This is a genomic window from Algoriphagus sp. oki45 (assembly GCF_036245605.1).
Classification (GTDB): domain Bacteria; phylum Bacteroidota; class Bacteroidia; order Cytophagales; family Cyclobacteriaceae; genus Algoriphagus.
Window position 1 is genome coordinate 1,325,645 of record NZ_BTPC01000001.1, and the last position, 17,635, is coordinate 1,343,279.

The 17,635-nt window shown below is 41.7% G+C and carries 17 protein-coding genes; 7 read left to right on the forward strand and 10 right to left on the reverse strand.

Annotated elements, in window-relative coordinates:
* Positions 1 to 29: 29 nt before the first annotated feature.
* The 3 genes from AAA942_RS05785 to AAA942_RS05795 form a co-directional block, all read right to left on the reverse strand.
* On the reverse strand, positions 30 to 743 hold the full coding sequence (locus tag AAA942_RS05785; protein WP_338219289.1) for a Crp/Fnr family transcriptional regulator: 714 nt from the start codon (positions 741 to 743) through the stop codon (positions 30 to 32).
* 73 nt (positions 744 to 816) lie between these two features.
* On the reverse strand, positions 817 to 1,284 hold the full coding sequence (locus AAA942_RS05790) for a type I restriction enzyme HsdR N-terminal domain-containing protein (RefSeq protein ID WP_338219290.1): 468 nt from the start codon (positions 1,282 to 1,284) through the stop codon (positions 817 to 819).
* Between the two features lie 42 nt (positions 1,285 to 1,326).
* Entirely contained in the window at positions 1,327 to 2,010 is a 684-nt protein-coding gene (locus AAA942_RS05795) for a ComEA family DNA-binding protein (protein ID WP_338219291.1), read from the reverse strand.
* 187 nt (positions 2,011 to 2,197) lie between these two features.
* On the opposite strand from AAA942_RS05795, the gene hemA reads away from it, so the two are divergent.
* Together hemA and AAA942_RS05805 are read left to right on the forward strand one after the other, a co-directional pair.
* Positions 2,198 to 3,466, forward strand: a complete 1,269-nt coding sequence (hemA, locus tag AAA942_RS05800) for a glutamyl-tRNA reductase (protein ID WP_338219292.1) — start codon at positions 2,198 to 2,200, stop codon at positions 3,464 to 3,466.
* A 90-nt stretch (positions 3,467 to 3,556) separates the two neighbouring features.
* Positions 3,557 to 5,122 carry a WG repeat-containing protein gene (locus tag AAA942_RS05805; protein WP_338219293.1) on the forward strand — a complete coding sequence of 522 codons (1,566 nt, stop codon included), beginning with the start codon at positions 3,557 to 3,559 and terminating at the stop codon, positions 5,120 to 5,122.
* Between the two features lie 13 nt (positions 5,123 to 5,135).
* Here the strand turns inward: AAA942_RS05805 and floA are convergent, their stop codons facing one another.
* From floA to proS, 3 genes are all read right to left on the reverse strand, one after another.
* Positions 5,136 to 6,146, reverse strand: a complete 1,011-nt coding sequence (gene floA / locus AAA942_RS05810) for a flotillin-like protein FloA (protein ID WP_338219294.1) — start codon at positions 6,144 to 6,146, stop codon at positions 5,136 to 5,138.
* 1 nt (position 6,147) lies between these two features.
* Positions 6,148 to 6,606, reverse strand: coding sequence for an NfeD family protein (locus AAA942_RS05815; RefSeq protein ID WP_338219295.1), 459 nt, complete (start codon positions 6,604 to 6,606; stop codon positions 6,148 to 6,150).
* Positions 6,607 to 6,694: 88 nt separating this feature from the next.
* The gene (gene proS / locus AAA942_RS05820) at positions 6,695 to 8,176 is read right to left on the reverse strand and encodes a proline--tRNA ligase (protein ID WP_338219296.1); all 1,482 of its coding nucleotides are present in this window, start codon (positions 8,174 to 8,176) and stop codon (positions 6,695 to 6,697) included.
* Between the two features lie 121 nt (positions 8,177 to 8,297).
* Between proS and AAA942_RS05825 the strand changes: the two genes are divergently transcribed.
* Together AAA942_RS05825 and AAA942_RS05830 are read left to right on the forward strand one after the other, a co-directional pair.
* A complete protein-coding gene (locus AAA942_RS05825) occupies positions 8,298 to 9,689 on the forward strand; it encodes a hypothetical protein (RefSeq protein ID WP_338219297.1) in 1,392 nt (463 codons plus the stop codon).
* A gap of 67 nt (positions 9,690 to 9,756) precedes the next feature.
* On the forward strand, positions 9,757 to 11,271 hold the full coding sequence (locus AAA942_RS05830; protein ID WP_338219298.1) for an OmpP1/FadL family transporter: 1,515 nt from the start codon (positions 9,757 to 9,759) through the stop codon (positions 11,269 to 11,271).
* Here the strand turns inward: AAA942_RS05830 and AAA942_RS05835 are convergent.
* From AAA942_RS05835 to AAA942_RS05845, 3 genes are read right to left on the reverse strand one after another with little or no spacing between them, the layout of a single operon-like run.
* Positions 11,261 to 11,791, reverse strand: coding sequence for a shikimate kinase (locus tag AAA942_RS05835; RefSeq protein WP_338219299.1), 531 nt, complete (start codon positions 11,789 to 11,791; stop codon positions 11,261 to 11,263). The two genes, AAA942_RS05830 and AAA942_RS05835, sit on opposite strands and share 11 nt — an antisense overlap.
* A complete protein-coding gene (locus AAA942_RS05840) occupies positions 11,788 to 12,885 on the reverse strand; it encodes a BT_3928 family protein (protein WP_338219300.1) in 1,098 nt (365 codons plus the stop codon). The genes AAA942_RS05835 and AAA942_RS05840 overlap by 4 nt, the downstream gene beginning before the upstream one ends.
* A gap of 55 nt (positions 12,886 to 12,940) precedes the next feature.
* Entirely contained in the window at positions 12,941 to 13,498 is a 558-nt protein-coding gene (locus AAA942_RS05845) for a DUF1599 domain-containing protein (RefSeq protein ID WP_338219301.1), read from the reverse strand.
* A 119-nt stretch (positions 13,499 to 13,617) separates the two neighbouring features.
* Here AAA942_RS05845 and folP point away from each other — a divergent pair, with 119 nt between their 5' ends.
* A complete protein-coding gene (folP, locus tag AAA942_RS05850) occupies positions 13,618 to 14,394 on the forward strand; it encodes a dihydropteroate synthase (protein WP_338219302.1) in 777 nt (258 codons plus the stop codon).
* A complete protein-coding gene (gene cdaA, locus AAA942_RS05855) occupies positions 14,391 to 15,266 on the forward strand; it encodes a diadenylate cyclase CdaA (RefSeq protein ID WP_338219303.1) in 876 nt (291 codons plus the stop codon). The genes folP and cdaA overlap by 4 nt, the downstream gene beginning before the upstream one ends.
* 49 nt (positions 15,267 to 15,315) lie before the next feature.
* On the opposite strand, the gene kbl is transcribed toward cdaA, so the two are convergent.
* Complete coding sequence (kbl, locus tag AAA942_RS05860) at positions 15,316 to 16,512, reverse strand: glycine C-acetyltransferase (RefSeq protein ID WP_338219304.1); 1,197 nt, start codon at positions 16,510 to 16,512, stop codon at positions 15,316 to 15,318.
* Positions 16,513 to 16,678: 166 nt separating this feature from the next.
* Here kbl and AAA942_RS05865 point away from each other — a divergent pair, with 166 nt between their 5' ends.
* Positions 16,679 to 17,632, forward strand: coding sequence for an NAD-dependent epimerase/dehydratase family protein (locus AAA942_RS05865; protein WP_338219305.1), 954 nt, complete (start codon positions 16,679 to 16,681; stop codon positions 17,630 to 17,632).
* Positions 17,633 to 17,635 lie beyond the last annotated feature (3 nt).

Sequence of the window (17,635 nt, forward strand, 5' to 3'; positions counted from 1 at the left end):
AAACTCCTTTTTTTCAATCAGGGTTCTTTTTAGGCATAAAAATCAGAAAGCCGAGCTAGACCTCTTTTATCAAGAATAATGATCTTTTTTCCGTCCAATTCAATCAATTTGTCTTTTTTGAATTCGGAAAGTAAGCGAATCACTGACTCGGTCGCAGTGCCTACAATACCCGCAATTTCTTCCCTGCTGAGGATTAAGTCTATTTTTTGACTACCTCCCCCTTCTACCCCATATGAATCAGCCAATTGCAACAGCACAAAAGCAAGGCGCTCCCGAATACTTTTTTGAGTAGCATCGGTGAGTTTCGCTTCCATTTCACCCAATTCGTGGCTGATCGCTTTAGTCACCTTTTTGAAAAATTCAGTGTTTTTGGTCAATGTGGCCAGAAAGGCATTTTTTGGAACGAAGCAGATTTTAGCATCCTCGATTATCATGGCCGAATTGGTATAATTTTCCTCTCCTAAGAGCGCTGCATAGCCAAGAAAATCCCCCTTTTTGGCCAGATGGATAATCTGCTCTTTTCCGTTGGAGGCAGTTTTATAGATTTTCACCACCCCTGAATTAATGCAAAATATCCCAAGAGGGTTAGTTCCTTCGTAATAAAGGATCTGTCCTTTTCGATGGGAGATCAGGTTTTTGTGATCAGAAATCGTACAAAGATGCTGCTCTGGTAAGTCTGAAAAAAGCGAATGCTTTCTGCTTGCACAGAGCTCACAGGGGGTATTATGGGAATGAGAACTCATTTTTAATTTGCGCTAGGTATACTAGATGGAAGTTAGAGAAAACATGATAAAAATCATAATTTGAAATAAAAAATTAAGGAGACTTTGGGATGGTGCTTTTCTGAAGAAACTCTCTTTTTTTTTCATCGAAGGACATGCAAATATGTTGAATCCCGTTCGAAAGAATAATATGAGGACAATTTAATGGTTTATTATAAGTAAGCGCTTGAATTAGGGTATTTTGATTGATTTTTACTGTTGGCGCCTTACACTCCACCAAAAGGTAAGTAGCTCCTTTTCTGTCAAAAACCACCAAGTCCGTCCTCTTGGATAATTGATTGTATTTTAGGCCTTTTTCCAAAGAAAAAAGACCTTTTGGATAACCCAAACCCTCAATCAGGTAATTGATCCAGTGCTGTCTCACCCACTCCTCAGGCGTCAATACCAAGTATTTTTTTCTTAACGAATCCAAAATCAACAGCTTACCATTATCTTCTTTGATTTTGGTTGGGAAGGGAGGGAGGTTGAGATCAGGAAACTGAATTCCGACAGGATCAATCATGACCCAAATATGCTGGATTTTTAGATTTTCGCAGCCTAAGGATTAGTCAAAATTCAAGTAAGGGGCTATTTTATCTACCCATTCTTTTTTAAAGATTCTGATCTTTAAGAGATCCTCAGCATTCTGAAAGTCCCCATGTTGATTTCGGTATGCAACAATGACTTTGGCCTCCGAATAGGATATGTAGGGGTGCTTGGAAAGATCTGCAGCCTCTGCTTGATTTATAGGAATCTTTGTCCGGATTCCAGGATCAAATTCAAAATATTCCCATACTTCCTCTGCAGTTTCTGCCTTCATTCCATATACCTCCATCAGCTGAGTTTTTGCGACAAAACCTCCTAAATTTTCCCGGTATTTGATGATTCTTCCAGCCGTAGCGGGCCCAATACCGGGGACTATTTGCAGGGTAATCGAGTCTGCTTCAGAAAAAGGGATCCTGTTGATCCGCTCTATTTGACTTGTTTTGAAATCCTTTTTAACAGTATCCTGAGGATTAAATCCCGGAAGAGGAGATGAAACCACCAGAAAGCCCGCTTTTTCAAGACTATCCGCGGCCTGAAGATACTCTGCATACCTATCGGACTCTCGCTGATCCTTTACCCAGCGTATAAATGCAGGCAAAAAGCTAAGCAGGAATAATAATGGTACTACCAAAAGAAAACCTACAGTTTCCTTCCTTGAAAATCCAAAATAGGTTTTGAACCAAAATTCGAGTTTCCTTTTCATTCAAAAAATCAAAAAACATTTCATCGAATAATTTAGGAAGAAAGAAAAATGGAGTCAATACCTTGAAAGAAATTTGAGGAAAACGGAGAATATTATTTAGACAAATTCTAAATTAATTTTCGTTCCTGTAAATTAAACCTTTCACGGCCCTATCTCTGTTATTTTTGCATTGCAAGAAATTGTAGGCATGCCAAACAAATTTAAAGCGATCAGTTTATCCCACAAAACCGCTCCTGTCCAAATAAGAGAACATATTTCTTTGACAGAGGAGGAAATCAGAAGAATACTTCAAAAAGCGAAGGATTTTTTCAGTTTGAGTGATGCACTGATATTGTCTACCTGCAACAGGACAGAGGTATATTACGGGCATGAACTGGACCTCAGCACAGAGATAATCAAGCTGATTGGATTAGAAAAGGGGGTAACTGATGTAGTCAATTACCTCAATTACTTTGAAGTGCTCAACGAAGACACTCAGGCAATTGAGCATCTATTTAGAGTAAGTATGGGGCTGGAGGCACAGGTGATCGGCGATATTCAGATCTCCAATCAAGTGAAAAGAGCTTATCAAGCTGCCGCAGACTTGGATATGGCAGGTCCTTTCCTTCATCGCCTGATGCATACCATCTTCTTCACCAACAAAAGAGTGGTTCAAGAGACCGCCTTCAGAGATGGTGCTGCTTCTCTCTCCTATGCTACTGTCGAATTAATCGAAAGCTTAACGGTAAATACCTTTGAGCCAAGAATCTTGTTAATCGGAGTAGGTGAAATCGGAGAAGATGTCGCCAAAAACATGGTGCATCTTCCCCAAGCCAAGGTTAAAATCACCAACAGGACCTACAGCAAGGCAGAGGAAATAGCCGCGCCTTTGGGATTTGAAGTGGTTCCTTTCGAGCATGCATTAGAAGCTATGAAAGAAGCTGATGTCATCGTCAGTTCCATCATGAAAAATGATCCCTTTATCACCAAGGAAATGGTAAAGAGCTTTGATATTCAAAGCTATAAGTTATTTATAGATCTTTCTGTACCCAGAAGTATTGAAACTACAGTTGAGGATGTACCTGGCGCGATTCTATATAATGTGGACAACATTAGAAGTAAAACTTCCGCTGCCTTGGACAAACGTCTTGGAGCAATCCCTGCAGTAGAAGCCATCATTAAGGAAAGCATCGCTGAGTTTTTCAACTGGAAAAAAGAAATGATGGTATCCCCTACCATTAACAAACTCAAGCAAAGTCTTGAGCAGATCAGACAGGAGGAAATCAGCAGATATCTTAAGAATGTGGACCCAAAAGAACATGTCCTCATCGAAAAGATTACAAAAAGTATGATGCAAAAAATCATCAAAATCCCGGTAATCCAGCTTAAAGCGGCATGTCAAAGAGATCAGGCAGAAGAAATGATTGAAATTCTCACCGACTTGTTCGATTTGGAAAAAATCACCACTGAAAAATAATTTTCATTTATCCCTAAAGAAATGGCCAAAGGTAATTTGCAGATCCTTTGGCCTTTTTATCTTTGGACCCATTTGAATACTCCCTAATCCATGAAAAACAGGCAATTGGCTTTTCTATTCTTTACCCTTTCCTTAGGATTATATTCTTACCATTCCTATAGTCAAACTTGGGAGGTATACGATCTTCAGGGAAATTTGAAAAGCCGGGCCGTCTATGAGGAGGTTTATGTCTTTTCGGAGAACGTTAGAATCGGAAAAAAAGAAAATCAACTTTTCTTATTGGCCAAAGATCTCAAACCTATTGTGCCCCTGGAAGGAGCGGAAGTGTATCAATACCTTAGCCCGTGGATTTTGGTAAAGGGGACTAATGGGATAGGAGCCTACCATGAATATGGACAGAAAGTACTCTCTGCCGAATATGATGAAATACTCACCTATTCCATTCGGCTGCTAGCCAGAAAAGGAAATGAATATTTTGTATTTGAAAAAGGAAGTGGAAAAACCACCCCAATAGGTTCTTTCGATAATGCTCGATTAAGTCATTTGGGTGTGGTTATAGCCCAAAAAAACGGAAAATATTTTCTACCCCAATCCAAAGACCCTGAGAGACCCTACGACTTGCTGGAAGAAAATGAAGGACGATACCTTTTAGCGAAAGAGGAATCTGGATTTGGTATTATCAATGAGCAAGGGGATTATGTTTTGCCCCCAACCCTAGAGCAGCTTGAATATACCCGAAACAACCATTTCTACGGGTTCAATGACAATCAATATCTGCTAATAAAAGGAGATGATATCAAAGCGGATGTCACCTACAATTCTTTCCACAAAATCACCAAATCAGGGCATTTGATGCTGGAATACATTCATGGCAAGCTGAGGAGAATCATGAAAGAAGATGGGATTCTTTTGGATGCGGTTGGAATGGAAGAGGTGGTTTGGATCAGTGGAGAAAATTACTTTGTTCGATTTAGAGAGCAAAAAAGTGGTCTTTACTCTCCAAAAGGATGGCAAGTAAACCCACAATCGGATGCTGAATGGATTGGTGAAGGCAAAGAGGGTCTTTTCCCTGCTAAAAAAGGTGGGAAATTTGGATTTATCAACTCTTCAGGTACTTGGGTGATTTCACCTGATTTCGAGGAAGTCGGATCTTTTGCCGGAAACTTTGCTCCCTACAGACAAGGAGCCCAATGGGGATTGATCAATAAATCAGGAGATCTCCAAGGATTGGCGGAATGGAAAGAAATAAAAAAGACTATTGACGGTAAGACAGTAGTGAGTTCGGATGAAGGATTTTACCTAATTAATGAAAAAGGGGAAAAGTTGAATTCTTCCCCTTTTGACCAAATCTGCAGGTTAAAAGAAGGCTATTTTTTGGTTGAGAAAAATGGAAAAAGGGGAGTCCTGAACAAAGACGGTGCAGAGATTTTTCAGAATGAATACAGCTTTCTTCAAGCAGAGGAAAATGACTTTTTCCTCCTTTCAAAGGATGGAAAAGTTGGAGCTTTCCGTTCCTCGGGTGATGTTATTTTTCCTATTGACTATCAGCAAATTATTCCTGATTGGAGTAATCAGGAAATTCTGGTTAAAGAGTCTTATACTCCTGTAATATTGATCCCTGAACCCACAGAGGGGAAACGAAAAAAGGGAGCTTAAACGCTCCCTTTTTTTATTTTTTCTCATTTTTTCCTGACCCGGAATCTTTCGAATCTTTATCCGAACTCGCAATGGAATCACGCATAGTCGTATCTGCCTTGATATTTTCCATTCTGTAATAGTCCATGACTCCAAGGCTTCCATTTCGGAAGGCCTCAGCAAGCGCTTTTGGAACTTCTGCTTCAGCTTCGATTACTTTTGCTCTCATCTCCACAGATTTGGCCTTCATTTCCTGCTCCAAGGCCACGGCCATTGCTCTTCTTTCCTCTGCTTTGGCTTCAGCTACTTTTAAGTCTGCTGATGCCTGATCGATCTGAAGTTTTGCTCCGATGTTTGTTCCCACATCAATATCAGCAATATCAATCGAAAGAATCTCGAATGCAGTACCTGCATCCAAACCCCGCTGCAGAACCAATTTTGAAATCTTATCCGGGTTCTCCAAAACTGTTTTATGATTCACAGAAGAACCAATGGAAGTCACAATACCCTCTCCTACCCGTGCAAGGATAGTCTCTTCACCAGCCCCACCGACTAGTTGGGCGATGTTTGCTCTAACAGTTACTCTGGCCTTTGCGATCAACTGAATCCCATCCGCAGCTACAGCAGCTACGCTTGGGGTATTGATCACCTTTGGATTTACAGAAATCTGAACTGCTTCAAACACATCTCTACCAGCCAGATCAATGGCCGTAGCTTGTTTGAAAGATAGATTGATATTGGCTTTGTCAGCAGAGATCAATGCTCTAATCACATTGGGCACATTTCCTCCAGCGAGGTAGTGGGTTTCCAATTCGTTGGTGGTCAGGGCCAAACCAGCCTTGGTAGCTGTGATTAGAGAATTAACGATCACACTTGGCGGCACTTTTCGGATTCTCATTCCGATTAATTCTCCGATACCTACCCGGACATTTGCAAACTGGGCGGTGATCCAAAGATTGACCGGAACAAAATAAAGGAAGATAAACAGTAGGGTGATTCCGGCTAAAGCGGCTACCAAAATGAAAATTGAACTTGATGGATCCATATTATTTGACGATAATTTTATTGGTTTCTACTTTGATTATTTCCACATCTTTTCCGGCTTCAAGAAAACCGGATTCTGATTTTACCTCGAACATTTGATCACCAAAAAGCGCCTTCCCAATAGGCTTGATGTCCGAAACTGCTTTTCCTTTCATTCCTACCTCCAAACCTTCTGTTCTGCCATCAAACGCCCCTCCGGTGATTGAGGATTTCAATGAAAATTTATTCCAAACTCCGGAACTGAATCCATACCACACTGCAGCTAAATTGGCAATGGCAGCTATGGATGTCACCCAAATGGCTGTCTCGTATCCAAATTCCGCAAAAGCATAAATTACTCCAGCGATACTGACAGCAAAGCCCAAAATTCCCACTACGGTAGTGCCGGGGATAAAAAGAACCTCGACAAGTAAGAGGATCAAACCTATGATCAAAAGGCTGGATAAGATGAGTATTTCCATAGTATGGTTTAGGAATTCCTAAAAATACAAGAATCCGATCGAAAGGAAAGCAGGAAATAAAAAAACCCGGGAGACCCGGGTATTTATTTTAATAAGCTTTGGCAAAATACACCCGCCCTTCGGAAGGCTTACCTGAAAACACACAAGTTCCCTGCTCTTCTTTCCTATCCAGAGGGATACATCGAATTGTAGCTTTGGTCAATTCTTTAATCTTATCTTCAGTCTCTGAGGTCCCATCCCAATGAGCAGACACAAAACCTCCCTTTTGGTCAAGAACCTGCTGAAACTCCTCCCAAGAATTTACTTCGGTGGTCATTTCATTTCTGAAGGAATGAGCCTTTTGATAGATAGAGGTTTGGATCTCATCCAAAAGAGAAGAGATTTTCTCTTCTACAGGCATTTCAGAGAGCTGGAAGGTCTCTTTGGTCAAGGTGTCTCTTCTGGCAATTTCGATGGTTCCATTTTCCAAATCTCTCGGTCCCATAGCAATTCTTACGGGTACTCCCTTCAGCTCATATTCGGCAAATTTCCAGCCGGGTTTATGCGTATCCCGGTCATCAAATTTTACTGAAATCCCCTTAGATCTCAAGGCAGCCATAATTTCCTTCGCTTTGAAGGAGATCGCTTCCAATTCAGCTTCACCCCGATAAATTGGCACAATAACCACTTGGTTAGGTGCAAGCTTTGGCGGCAAAACCAACCCATTGTCATCCGAATGAGCCATGATTAAGGCCCCCATTAATCGGGTGCTGACTCCCCAGGATGTTCCCCAAACATAATCCAAGCCCCCTTCTTTAGTGGCAAACTTGACATCAAAGGCCTTGGCAAAATTTTGTCCTAAAAAGTGCGAAGTCCCTGCCTGAAGAGCTTTTCCATCCTGCATCATAGCTTCTATGCATAAGGTATCATCGGCACCGGCAAAACGTTCATTTTCGGTTTTTCGTCCCCTGATTACCGGCAAGGCCATAAACTCTTCCGCAAATTGGGCATATACTTGCATCATTTGAAGAGTTTCTGCCTTGGCTTCTTCTGCAGTGGCATGAGCTGTATGGCCTTCCTGCCATAGGAATTCTGCAGTTCTCAAAAACAATCGGGTTCTCATCTCCCACCGGACCACATTGGCCCATTGATTAATCAAAAGAGGTAAATCACGGTAGGATTGAATCCAATTTTTATACGTACTCCAAATTACTGTTTCGGAAGTAGGCCTCACGATCAACTCTTCTTCTAGTTTGGCCTCTGGATCAACGATTACTCCTGACCCATCTTCGGCATTTTTGAGGCGATAATGAGTCACCACTGCACATTCCTTGGCAAACCCCTCCACGTGTGAGGCTTCTTTGCTGAGATAAGATTTGGGAATAAATAATGGAAAATACGCATTGGTATGTCCTGTCTCCTTAAACATTCGGTCCAATTCTGCCTGCATTTTTTCCCAAATGGAAAATCCATAGGGTTTGATGACCATGCATCCTCGGACAGCCGAATTTTCGGCAAGGTCTGCTCTTTTTACCAATTCATTATACCAGAGTGAATAATCTTCACTTCTCTTGGGTAATCCTTTGCTCATTAGCTTTTGGGGAATATTAAAATGTGCTTAATTTTGCTTAATTAGGGCTGGCAAATATAAACCAAAAAGTAAAACCTCGGTCCAGTCAGTTCGTATAAGAAAGTAACAATCGACTTCAAAAATGAAGAAATTACCCATCATATCAGCTTCTCTACTGCTTGGTGCACTTTCAATCAGTTCGTGTAGCACCAACAAAATGGCAATGAATGGCGCCAATGACAATCTTTATTTCATGGCATCTGACGTCAAAATCGCCACTCAATATGCAGTAGAAAACAATAATCCAAAAACTTTCCAATCACTGGAAAATGAAAACTCTTTAACTGAAGAGAATTTCAGCGCCCGAAACGTTAATCCAGAGTACATTTCCCGCTATCAAGCAACTAGTGAAGCGGAAGAATCTGGAATTGTCTATTTCGATGAAGGTGGCTCGGAGCAAGTTGCTCAAGGAAATATCAATGCTTATGATAATTTCTATTCCGCCAATGGAAATCAAAATGGAAATTCCCCTAACATCAATTTTAATTTTGGTCTAGGATTCGGCTCTATGTTTAGTCCGTGGGGAATGGGTTTTTACGACCCATTCTGGGGACCAGGTTGGGGTTGGAGACCCGGATTTAGTCTAAGCTTCGGTTTTGGCTGGGGCAATCCATGGATGGGCATGGGATGGGGTAACCCTTGGATGATGGGATGGGGCAACCCTTGGATGATGGGATGGGGAGCTCCAGGCTTTGGCTGGGGATATCCAATGTATGGTTGGGGAGCACCCATCTATGCAGGCCGACCTATTTATGTTTTGCCTGGAGGTGAGTATGGAGGCAGAAGAGTGGTTTATGGGGCACGTCCTACAAGAGGCGCAGGAATTACAAATGCTGGACTAGCTTCGAGTCAAGCTGGTGTAGTACCAAATACAGCAAGAGCTCAAGCAAGACGAGCTGCCACCACCGCTGGAACATCACCGAGAAGAATCTCCGCAAGTGAAAACTCAAGAGTTGCGAGTAGAGAATTTGGAACATCTCAAAATGACTATTATAATTCTGGAAGAAGCCGAACAGGCACAGTGAGAAATGTCAATTCACCTGCTGTGGACCGAGCAATCAATACCAGAAGTTCTGTACCTTCTGCAAGACCATCATCTGCATATGACAGAGGAACAAACTCCAGAGGTGCAACATATCCTGCTGGTCGCTATGCAACATCTCCTAGTAGATCTTCCAGCCCTGAATACAATAGATCAACAAATCCATCTTATAACAATTCAGGAAGGCCAAGTTACAACAGATCAACCAGCCCTAGCTACAATAGATCAACCAGCCCTAGCTACAATAGATCAGGAATGCCAAGTAGATCTAATTCTGGAGGGTACAGTTCACCAAGCAGAAGTTCGGGAAGCAGTAGTTTTAGTGCGCCAAGCAGAAGTTCTGGTGGTAGCAGTTTCAGTGCTCCTAGTCGAAGTTCTGGTGGGTCCGTAGGAGGTAGCTCCGGTGGATCCAGAGGAGGAAGGGGAAATTAATTCCCCTTTTTTTTATCCAAAATTTTCTCTCAGCCCGTTTATTTGAATAGATCAAATGGTATTGCCAATGAGAATTTCAATTAGTATTTTATTGTTTTTGGTTTTAAGCACTTCTATTGTAAATGCTCAAAGTGGGTATTTTGAAGATGCATTTAGATTCAGTAGAGTAGTCCCATCAGGTTCTGCAAGAATTTTGGGAGTTGGTGGTACTCAATGGTCCCTTGGTGGAGATGTCTCAAATATTGCAGGAAATCCTGCGGGGCTTGGATTTTTTCGTTCATCGGAAATCAGTCTAAGCTTAGGATATTCAGATTGGGGGGTCCAAACACAATATCTCGGTCAATCCCGAGAATATAATACTTCGAATTTTTCCCTTCCGAATATCAGCTACGTTGGCGCTAGCCCCAAAGGCCCCATGGAAACCAGAGCTTTCAAGGGAGGGGCATGGGCAATGAGCTTTCAACGAATCGCTAATTTCAATACCGAATTTGGGTACTTCTCCGATATCCCAGGACAAAGTTCAATCATCGACTTTTATCTACAGGATTCATTTGGGATACCTGAAAGTCAAATTGAAAACTTTGGCCTGACTGGACTCGCTTATCAAACCTATCAAATCAATCCAATTGCATTTGATCCTGACGGGAATCCCATTCCAAATCCCAACGTTTATGATTCTTTTGTATTAGGGCTACCCTTTCAAGATGAAAATATTCGCAGAGAAGGAAGTGCTAATCAAATGACATTCGGCTATGGTGCCAACTTCAAACACAAGCTTTTTTTGGGAGGTAGTGTCGGGATTCGCACCCTCAACTTTTCCTCGTTCAAAATCTATAACGAGGAGTTTGTAGACGAACCATTAGCTACTTCTTCATTGCAGGAAAATTTATTCATCAATGGTGCAGGTGTCAACTTAAATCTTGGGGTCATCTATAAGCCCATGGATAACCTAAATCTTGGTTTTGTTTTCCAAACACCTACTTGGTATGGGCTAAATGAAGAATATGAAGCTGCTGTTTTCACCGATTACAATAACTACTACTACGAACCAGAGGATATAACTTTAGGCCAACAGGATGCCTTCTCGGATTTAGTAATCAGCAATTATGGACTGAATACACCTCTTAAAATTGGTGGTGGAGCAACATTTTTCTTTGGAAAGAAGGGGTTTATTTCTGCTGATGTGGATTGGGTAGACTACAGCACAGCCAGAATAAACTCCAGGGATTTTGATGAGGGGCCGGATAATCAAGTCATCCGAGATATTTATGCAAGTACAATAAATTATCGAGTTGGTGGAGAAATCTGGCTGAATATGTTCCGGATCAGAGGAGGATATTCTTATTTGGGTGATCCCTACTCCAATTCACCGGGTTTTGATCAAAGCACTCAAATAATCAGTGGAGGAGTAGGAATCAGAACTGGAGCTTTCACTCTAGACCTGACCATTTTAAATCAGCAATACGACCAACTCTATCGAAGCTACCAAGTCTTGGATGAAGATGGATTCAACTTTGGTCCATTGACAGAAATCAGAAACTCAATCACCTCTGGCGTATTGACAGTAGGATTCAACTTTTAAGTTGATTGATCAATTCATACATCAAATACTCAGCGGAAAAGTCTTCTCCGCTGAGTTTTATTTTGGCCTGATTGTAAAAGTACTCCCTTTGAGCGAGAAGACTCTTGAGCTTTAGAGTAATCTCTCCACTATCCAAGCCTTCAAACATAGGGCGATTCTGAATCTTACTTGAATAGAGTCGTTGGGAAATCACATCCAAAGGCACATCCAAGTACACGGATATCCCTTTGGAATTAATTAAATCCATATTGTCGTTGAAACAGGGAGCACCTCCTCCAGTAGAGAGGACAATAGACTGTTCAGATTTCAAAATATCTTCCAAAACCTCTGATTCCCATTCCCGAAATTTCCCCTCTCCATATAGGGAAAAAATCATGGGGATTTTCATCTGATGTTTTTGTTCGATCAGTCCATCTGAATCAAAATAAGGAAAGTTGAGTTCCTTGGCCAGTTGCTTTCCAAAAGTAGATTTACCTGCCCCCGGCAGCCCAATCAGCACTACTTTCAGAACCTTGCTCATAGAAAAAAATCAAGAACCTCTGTTGGTTCAGGGGTATTGTTATGATGGTATTTCTTCATTACAACTCCGTCCTTGAGGATCATGATCCCAGGGTTTGCCCTCATGATAGTCTTAACAACGGTTGCGTCGGCCTGAAGTCCCACTATGCTCCAATTTTGGGTATTGATTACCTGATCAATCTCCTCTTGAGTAGCTGCAGCCAATAAGACAACATCCACGGGTGCATTTGCCATAGAGCGAACTAGCAAGTCCATTTCCTTCAGGCTACTTTGATCCATTTTGGAAATATTACTGCTCAGAATAAGTACCTTATTCCCTGCAAAAAGGAATTCGGTTTGATCCCCTTCTTCATTCCAAGCAGCAAAATCGGAGATTTTGGGCAAGGCTTCAGGGTTTTTTAATACCATTTCGACAAACTCATACCCTTCTTCACTGGGATATTGGTCAAATTTGAAAATCTCCCCTCCTTTTTTCATCACATAGGTATACTGCAAAGCCGATGATGGCTGCATATTCTGTGGAATATTTACTCCCTCTTTATAAGCCCTAAAATCGATAAATGGAAGATTTTGGATAGCATATATTGCTAAGCCTATAGACCCAACCAAAACTATCACAGAACTGATTTTTGCCCATTTCGGAGATTCTTCAGGGAGATCTTCTCTGAAAAAAAATAAAAATGAAATCATAATAAGTAAAACCACGTCCTTGTAGAAAGACTCCCAAGGGGTAAGCTTTATCGCATCTCCAAAGCAACCGCAATCGGTAACTTTATTGAAATAAGCCGAGAAGAATGTAAGGAAAGTAAAAAACAGAATCATGGCCCCGATAGCATATACTGTCTGCTTGAGTTTTACTCCCAATATCAACATCACACCGAGAACAACCTCTGAAACGACCAATACTACGGCAATGGGAAGGGCATAGGGCTTAAACAGGTAGAAAAATGAAGCAATATCATTTGAAAAAACATCAAAATACTCCTCCAATTTGATCGCAGTACCTACTGGATCATTGACTTTGATCAGCCCAGAGAAGATAAAAAGCCCACCTACCAATAGTCTAAGGAGCCAAAGTATGCCTTGCTTGTTCATCCAGTTTAATTCTTCAATTGATTAAAATTTGTTTTATGGTAACCAGTAATGCACTTCAAGAAGAAGTAGGTTGGTGATATCCAAGCTTGATCAGGCAAAAGACCGCATAATTGATCATGTCCTGATAATTTGCCTCTATACCCTCAGACACGACTGTTTTGCCTTGGTTGTCTTCTATTTGCTTTACCCGGTAGAGTTTCATCAAGATAATGTCTGTCATGGAGCTTACCCGCATATCTCTCCAGGCTTCTCCATAATCGTGATTTTTATTTTCCAGAAGCCCCTTGGTAGCCTTCACCCAATGATCATACACCGGTTCAAGTTCTGCATAAGGAATCTCCAGTCTTTCCTCCTTCTGAAGAGAAATCTGCATCAAAGCTATCAGACAATAATTGATAATACCAACAAACTCATCCTCCAAGGGGTCATTGACCATTTGAGTGCCTTTCTCCTGAATGGACCGAATTCTTTGTGCCTTAATAAATATTTGATCAGTAATAGAGGCTAGCCTCAAGATTCTCCAGGCTGTCCCATAATCCAGGGTTTTCTTCCTGAAGAGCTCTTTACATCGATGGATTACTTGGCTATATTCGTTGCTGGTTTTAGTCTCCAAAATCTTTTAATTTAATGCTACCGGGAAATCCTCCTTATTTGACCGAAGATAAATTATTTCTCCAAAAATATACATTACAAATCAAGGGAAGGCTTTTGTCTTTAAAAAAGCCCATAGTAATGGGAATTTTGAACCTTACCCCAGATTCATTTTTTGAAGGAAGCCGGGTTAAAATCAGTAAAGAGCAAGTCCTGACCAAAGCCAGTCAAATGGTAAATGAAGGAGCCGATATTTTGGACTTAGGAGGCTATAGCACCAGACCAGGAGCAGTGGATATTTCTGTAAGTGAAGAAATCGACCGAGTGGTCCCCCCTATTGAATGGATCAAAGAAGCTTACCCAGAAATGCTGATTTCCTTGGACACTTTTAGAAGTCAAGTAGCAAAAAAAGGAATTGAGGCTGGTGCTGATTTGATCAATGATGTCTCTGCAGGAAACATCGACCCCGAAATTCTACCAGTGGTAGCCGAATCTGGACTTCCTTATATCGCCATGCATATGCGAGGCACTCCGCAGACAATGAAAGGTTTGTCGGATTATTCCGATCTTATTCCGGAAATTTTGTACTATTTTGCTGAAAAAGTAGATCTTTTTAAAAAACTTGGCATCAAAGATGTAATCTTAGACCCAGGATTTGGATTTGCCAAAACCGCCGAACAAGGTTTTCATTTGCTGAAAAATTGGACCCTATTTCGTTCTTTGGGTTTACCTGTATTGGCAGGGATTTCAAGAAAATCAATGATTTACAAAACATTGGATGTGACTGCCTCTGAGGCTTTAAACGGCACAACAGCACTTCACATGGTAGCCCTTCAACAAGGAGTGAACATCCTGAGAGTACATGACGTTAAAGAAGCAAAGGAAACAATTAAACTATACGAAAAACTATACCCTTGAGTATTCTTTTTAAAATCGGATTTTTAGATATCTCCATCGTCAATATGATCGATATTGCGTTGGTAGCTGCCCTATTATATCAAATCTACAAGCTGCTCAAAGGAAGTGTTGCCATTAAAATCTTTTTAGGCTTCCTCTCCATCTACTTGATCTACCTTCTGGTAAGGGCGGTAAGAATGGAACTCCTTTCCTCCATTTTGGGTCAATTCATGGGTGTGGGTGTTATAGCTGCCATCATCATATTTGCCCCTGAAATACGAAAATTCCTTCTTTTGGTCGGAAGATCCTCCTTTCTGTCCAATGACAACATCTGGAGAGACATTCTTTTCTTTTGGAGAAAAAAGGAAAACTCAGCATTCAATATTTCTCCTATTATCGATGCATCCAAAACCTTGGCAGGAAGCAATACAGGAGCTCTGATGGTTATCTCAAGCAGTTCGGAACTTAAGTTTTATGCTGAATCTGGAGATATTCTGGACGCAGAACTTTCAAAAAGATTGTTGATTTCAATTTTCAATAAATACAGTCCCCTCCATGATGGTGCAGTGATTATTCACAATGGTCGCATCAAAGCAGCCCGATGCATTCTTCCGGTGACTGAGCGAGAAGTACCCGCACAATTTGGATTAAGGCACCGGGCTGGAATTGGGATGTCGGAAGCGACTGATGCGCTGATTTTGGTCATTTCTGAAGAAACTGGACAAGTCTCCATGATGAAAAATGGAAAAGTGCTTCACAACCTTTCCTTCCAGGAAGTCAGGGAAATCCTCAATGATTATCTCAACAATGAAGACTTGGACGACCGATTTGAAAGTCTGTCAGAGTATGATCTCAGCAAAAAGAAAAAGCTGGCCATGACAAGCAAATCATAAAGCAAAAGGCCGGAATTAATCCCGGCCTTTTGTGTATCTGTAATTTGACTTACTTGATCACTCCTAGCTCTTTTCCCACCTCGATAAATGCTGCTATTGCCTGATCGAGATGATGTCTTTCATGGCCGGCAGAAATCTGAACTCGGATTCGAGCCTGGCCTTTTGGAACTACTGGGTAGTAAAAACCGATCACGTAAATCCCTTTTTCCAGAAGCTTCTCAGCCATCTTTTGAGAAAGCACTGCGTCATATAGCATGACTGGCACGATTGGGTGTGTTCCAGGTTTGATATCAAATCCGGCGGCATTCATCTTTTCTCTGAAGTACGCTGTATTGGACTCCAGCTTATCCCGAAGCTCCGTAGTCTCTGACAATAAATCCAAAACCGCAATAGAAGCTCCCGTAATAGAAGGCGCCAAGGTGTTGGAAAACAAATAGGGTCTAGAACGCTGACGTAGCAACTCAATGATTTCTTTTCTTCCTGAAGTAAATCCTCCGGAAGCTCCACCAAGGGCTTTTCCCAAGGTGCCGGTGATTATGTCAATTTTACCCATCACCTCACAATGCTCGTGAACCCCACGGCCAGTCTTACCCATAAATCCAGTAGAGTGGCATTCATCAGACATCACCAAAGCCTCATATTTCTCAGCTAATTCGACGATTTTGTCCAGCTGAGCTATCGTGCCATCCATGGAAAATACTCCGTCGGTTACGATGATTTTTTGCTTTGCACCAGCAGACACAGCGTCCTGAAGCTGTTTTTCCAAATCAGCCATATTGTTATGCTCATAGCGATACCGCATGGCTTTGCACAATCTTACCCCGTCGATAATGGAAGCATGGTTGAGTGCATCTGAAATAATCGCGTCTTCTGGACCCAAAAGTGGTTCAAATACTCCTCCATTGGCATCAAATGCGGCGGCATAAAGAATGGTATCTTCCGTGCCAAGGAATTCGGAAATCTTCTTTTCCAATTCCTTGTGAATATCCTGAGTACCGCAAATAAATCGCACAGAAGACATTCCAAAACCGTGAGAGTCAATAGCTGCTTTTGCCGCTTCGATTACTTTGGGATGAGAGGAAAGCCCCAAGTAATTATTGGCGCAAAAATTCAAAACTTTTTGACCACCTGCGATGGTAATCTCGGCTGATTGAGGGGAAGTGATAATTCGCTCTCGTTTAAAAAGACCCGCATCTTGAATGGATTGTAACTCTTGTTCTAATTTGGGTTTAAACTGATCGTACATAAGTTGGAAGTTATAGTATGTGTTTGGTTTCCGTTGGTCAAAATTCCCTGCTGAGACTTGAATTTTTCAATTCAGGGAAGGGTTTTTTGCTACTTTTGCGCTAGCAAACCCAAATATAAACAAAAACCCTCAAGGCCACTTTTAGGGTTTTTCGAATGACCTTTCTATGGAAAAAATCTTGGTTATCGGAGCTGCTGGGCAGCTAGGTTCGGAACTCACCCGCTCTCTTGCAGATCAATTTGGAGGCGATCAAGTAATCGCCACTGACCTTAGAGACTCGGCAAAATCAGAGTTTGATTATTGTCGTTTTGAAGTTCTCGATGTCTTGAACAAAGAAGGCGTTCGCGATCTGATTAAGGAAGAAAAAGTCACTCAGATCTATCATCTGGCAGCAGTCCTCTCCGCCACGGGGGAAAAAAACCCGCATTTTGCATGGCACCTGAATATGGACAGCCTTCTTTCTGTTCTTGAACTAGCCAAAGACCTCAAGCTGGATAAAATTTATTGGCCCTCCTCCATTGCTGTTTTTGGTCCCAATACCCCAAAAGTCAATACTCCCCAATATTGTGTGAAAGAACCCAACACTGTTTATGGTATCAGCAAACAAGCTGGGGAAAGATGGTGTGAATACTACTTTGAAAAATATGGAGTGGATGTTCGGAGCTTGAGATATCCTGGATTAATCGGTTACAAATCTCTTCCCGGAGGTGGAACAACCGACTATGCGGTAGATATTTATCACAAGGCCTTGGCTGGAGAAAAATTCGACTGTTTCCTCAGGGAGGACAGTTACCTTCCGATGATGTATATGCCCGATGCGATCAAGGCCACACTTGACCTGATGAATGCCCCACGGGAATCCGTTAAAATCCGCTCCAGCTACAATCTCGCGGGGATGAGTTTTTCTCCCAAAGAAATCTTCGAAAGCATCAAAAAGCACATACCTGACTTCCAAATCAAATACAATCCCGACTTCCGTCAGGCCATCGCAGACTCTTGGCCGGACAGCATCGACGACAGTCGTGCAAGAGAGGATTGGGGATGGAAACCGGATTACAACTTAGATGCAATGACGGAGGATATATTAAGGAATCTTCCGGACTATTTCCCTGTCAAATAAATC

Coding starts and splice junctions, on each gene's coding strand:
- AAA942_RS05785 (WP_338219289.1), bottom strand. CDS start 743: ATGAGTTCTCATTCCCATAATACCCCCTGTGAGCTCTGTGCAAGCAGA.
- AAA942_RS05790 (WP_338219290.1), bottom strand. CDS start 1,284: ATGATTGATCCTGTCGGAATTCAGTTTCCTGATCTCAACCTCCCTCCC.
- AAA942_RS05795 (WP_338219291.1), bottom strand. CDS start 2,010: ATGAAAAGGAAACTCGAATTTTGGTTCAAAACCTATTTTGGATTTTCA.
- hemA (WP_338219292.1), top strand. CDS start 2,198: ATGCCAAACAAATTTAAAGCGATCAGTTTATCCCACAAAACCGCTCCT.
- AAA942_RS05805 (WP_338219293.1), top strand. CDS start 3,557: ATGAAAAACAGGCAATTGGCTTTTCTATTCTTTACCCTTTCCTTAGGA.
- floA (WP_338219294.1), bottom strand. CDS start 6,146: ATGGATCCATCAAGTTCAATTTTCATTTTGGTAGCCGCTTTAGCCGGA.
- AAA942_RS05815 (WP_338219295.1), bottom strand. CDS start 6,606: ATGGAAATACTCATCTTATCCAGCCTTTTGATCATAGGTTTGATCCTC.
- proS (WP_338219296.1), bottom strand. CDS start 8,176: ATGAGCAAAGGATTACCCAAGAGAAGTGAAGATTATTCACTCTGGTAT.
- AAA942_RS05825 (WP_338219297.1), top strand. CDS start 8,298: ATGAAGAAATTACCCATCATATCAGCTTCTCTACTGCTTGGTGCACTT.
- AAA942_RS05830 (WP_338219298.1), top strand. CDS start 9,757: ATGAGAATTTCAATTAGTATTTTATTGTTTTTGGTTTTAAGCACTTCT.
- AAA942_RS05835 (WP_338219299.1), bottom strand. CDS start 11,791: ATGAGCAAGGTTCTGAAAGTAGTGCTGATTGGGCTGCCGGGGGCAGGT.
- AAA942_RS05840 (WP_338219300.1), bottom strand. CDS start 12,885: ATGAACAAGCAAGGCATACTTTGGCTCCTTAGACTATTGGTAGGTGGG.
- folP (WP_338219302.1), top strand. CDS start 13,618: ATGGGAATTTTGAACCTTACCCCAGATTCATTTTTTGAAGGAAGCCGG.
- kbl (WP_338219304.1), bottom strand. CDS start 16,512: ATGTACGATCAGTTTAAACCCAAATTAGAACAAGAGTTACAATCCATT.
- AAA942_RS05865 (WP_338219305.1), top strand. CDS start 16,679: ATGGAAAAAATCTTGGTTATCGGAGCTGCTGGGCAGCTAGGTTCGGAA.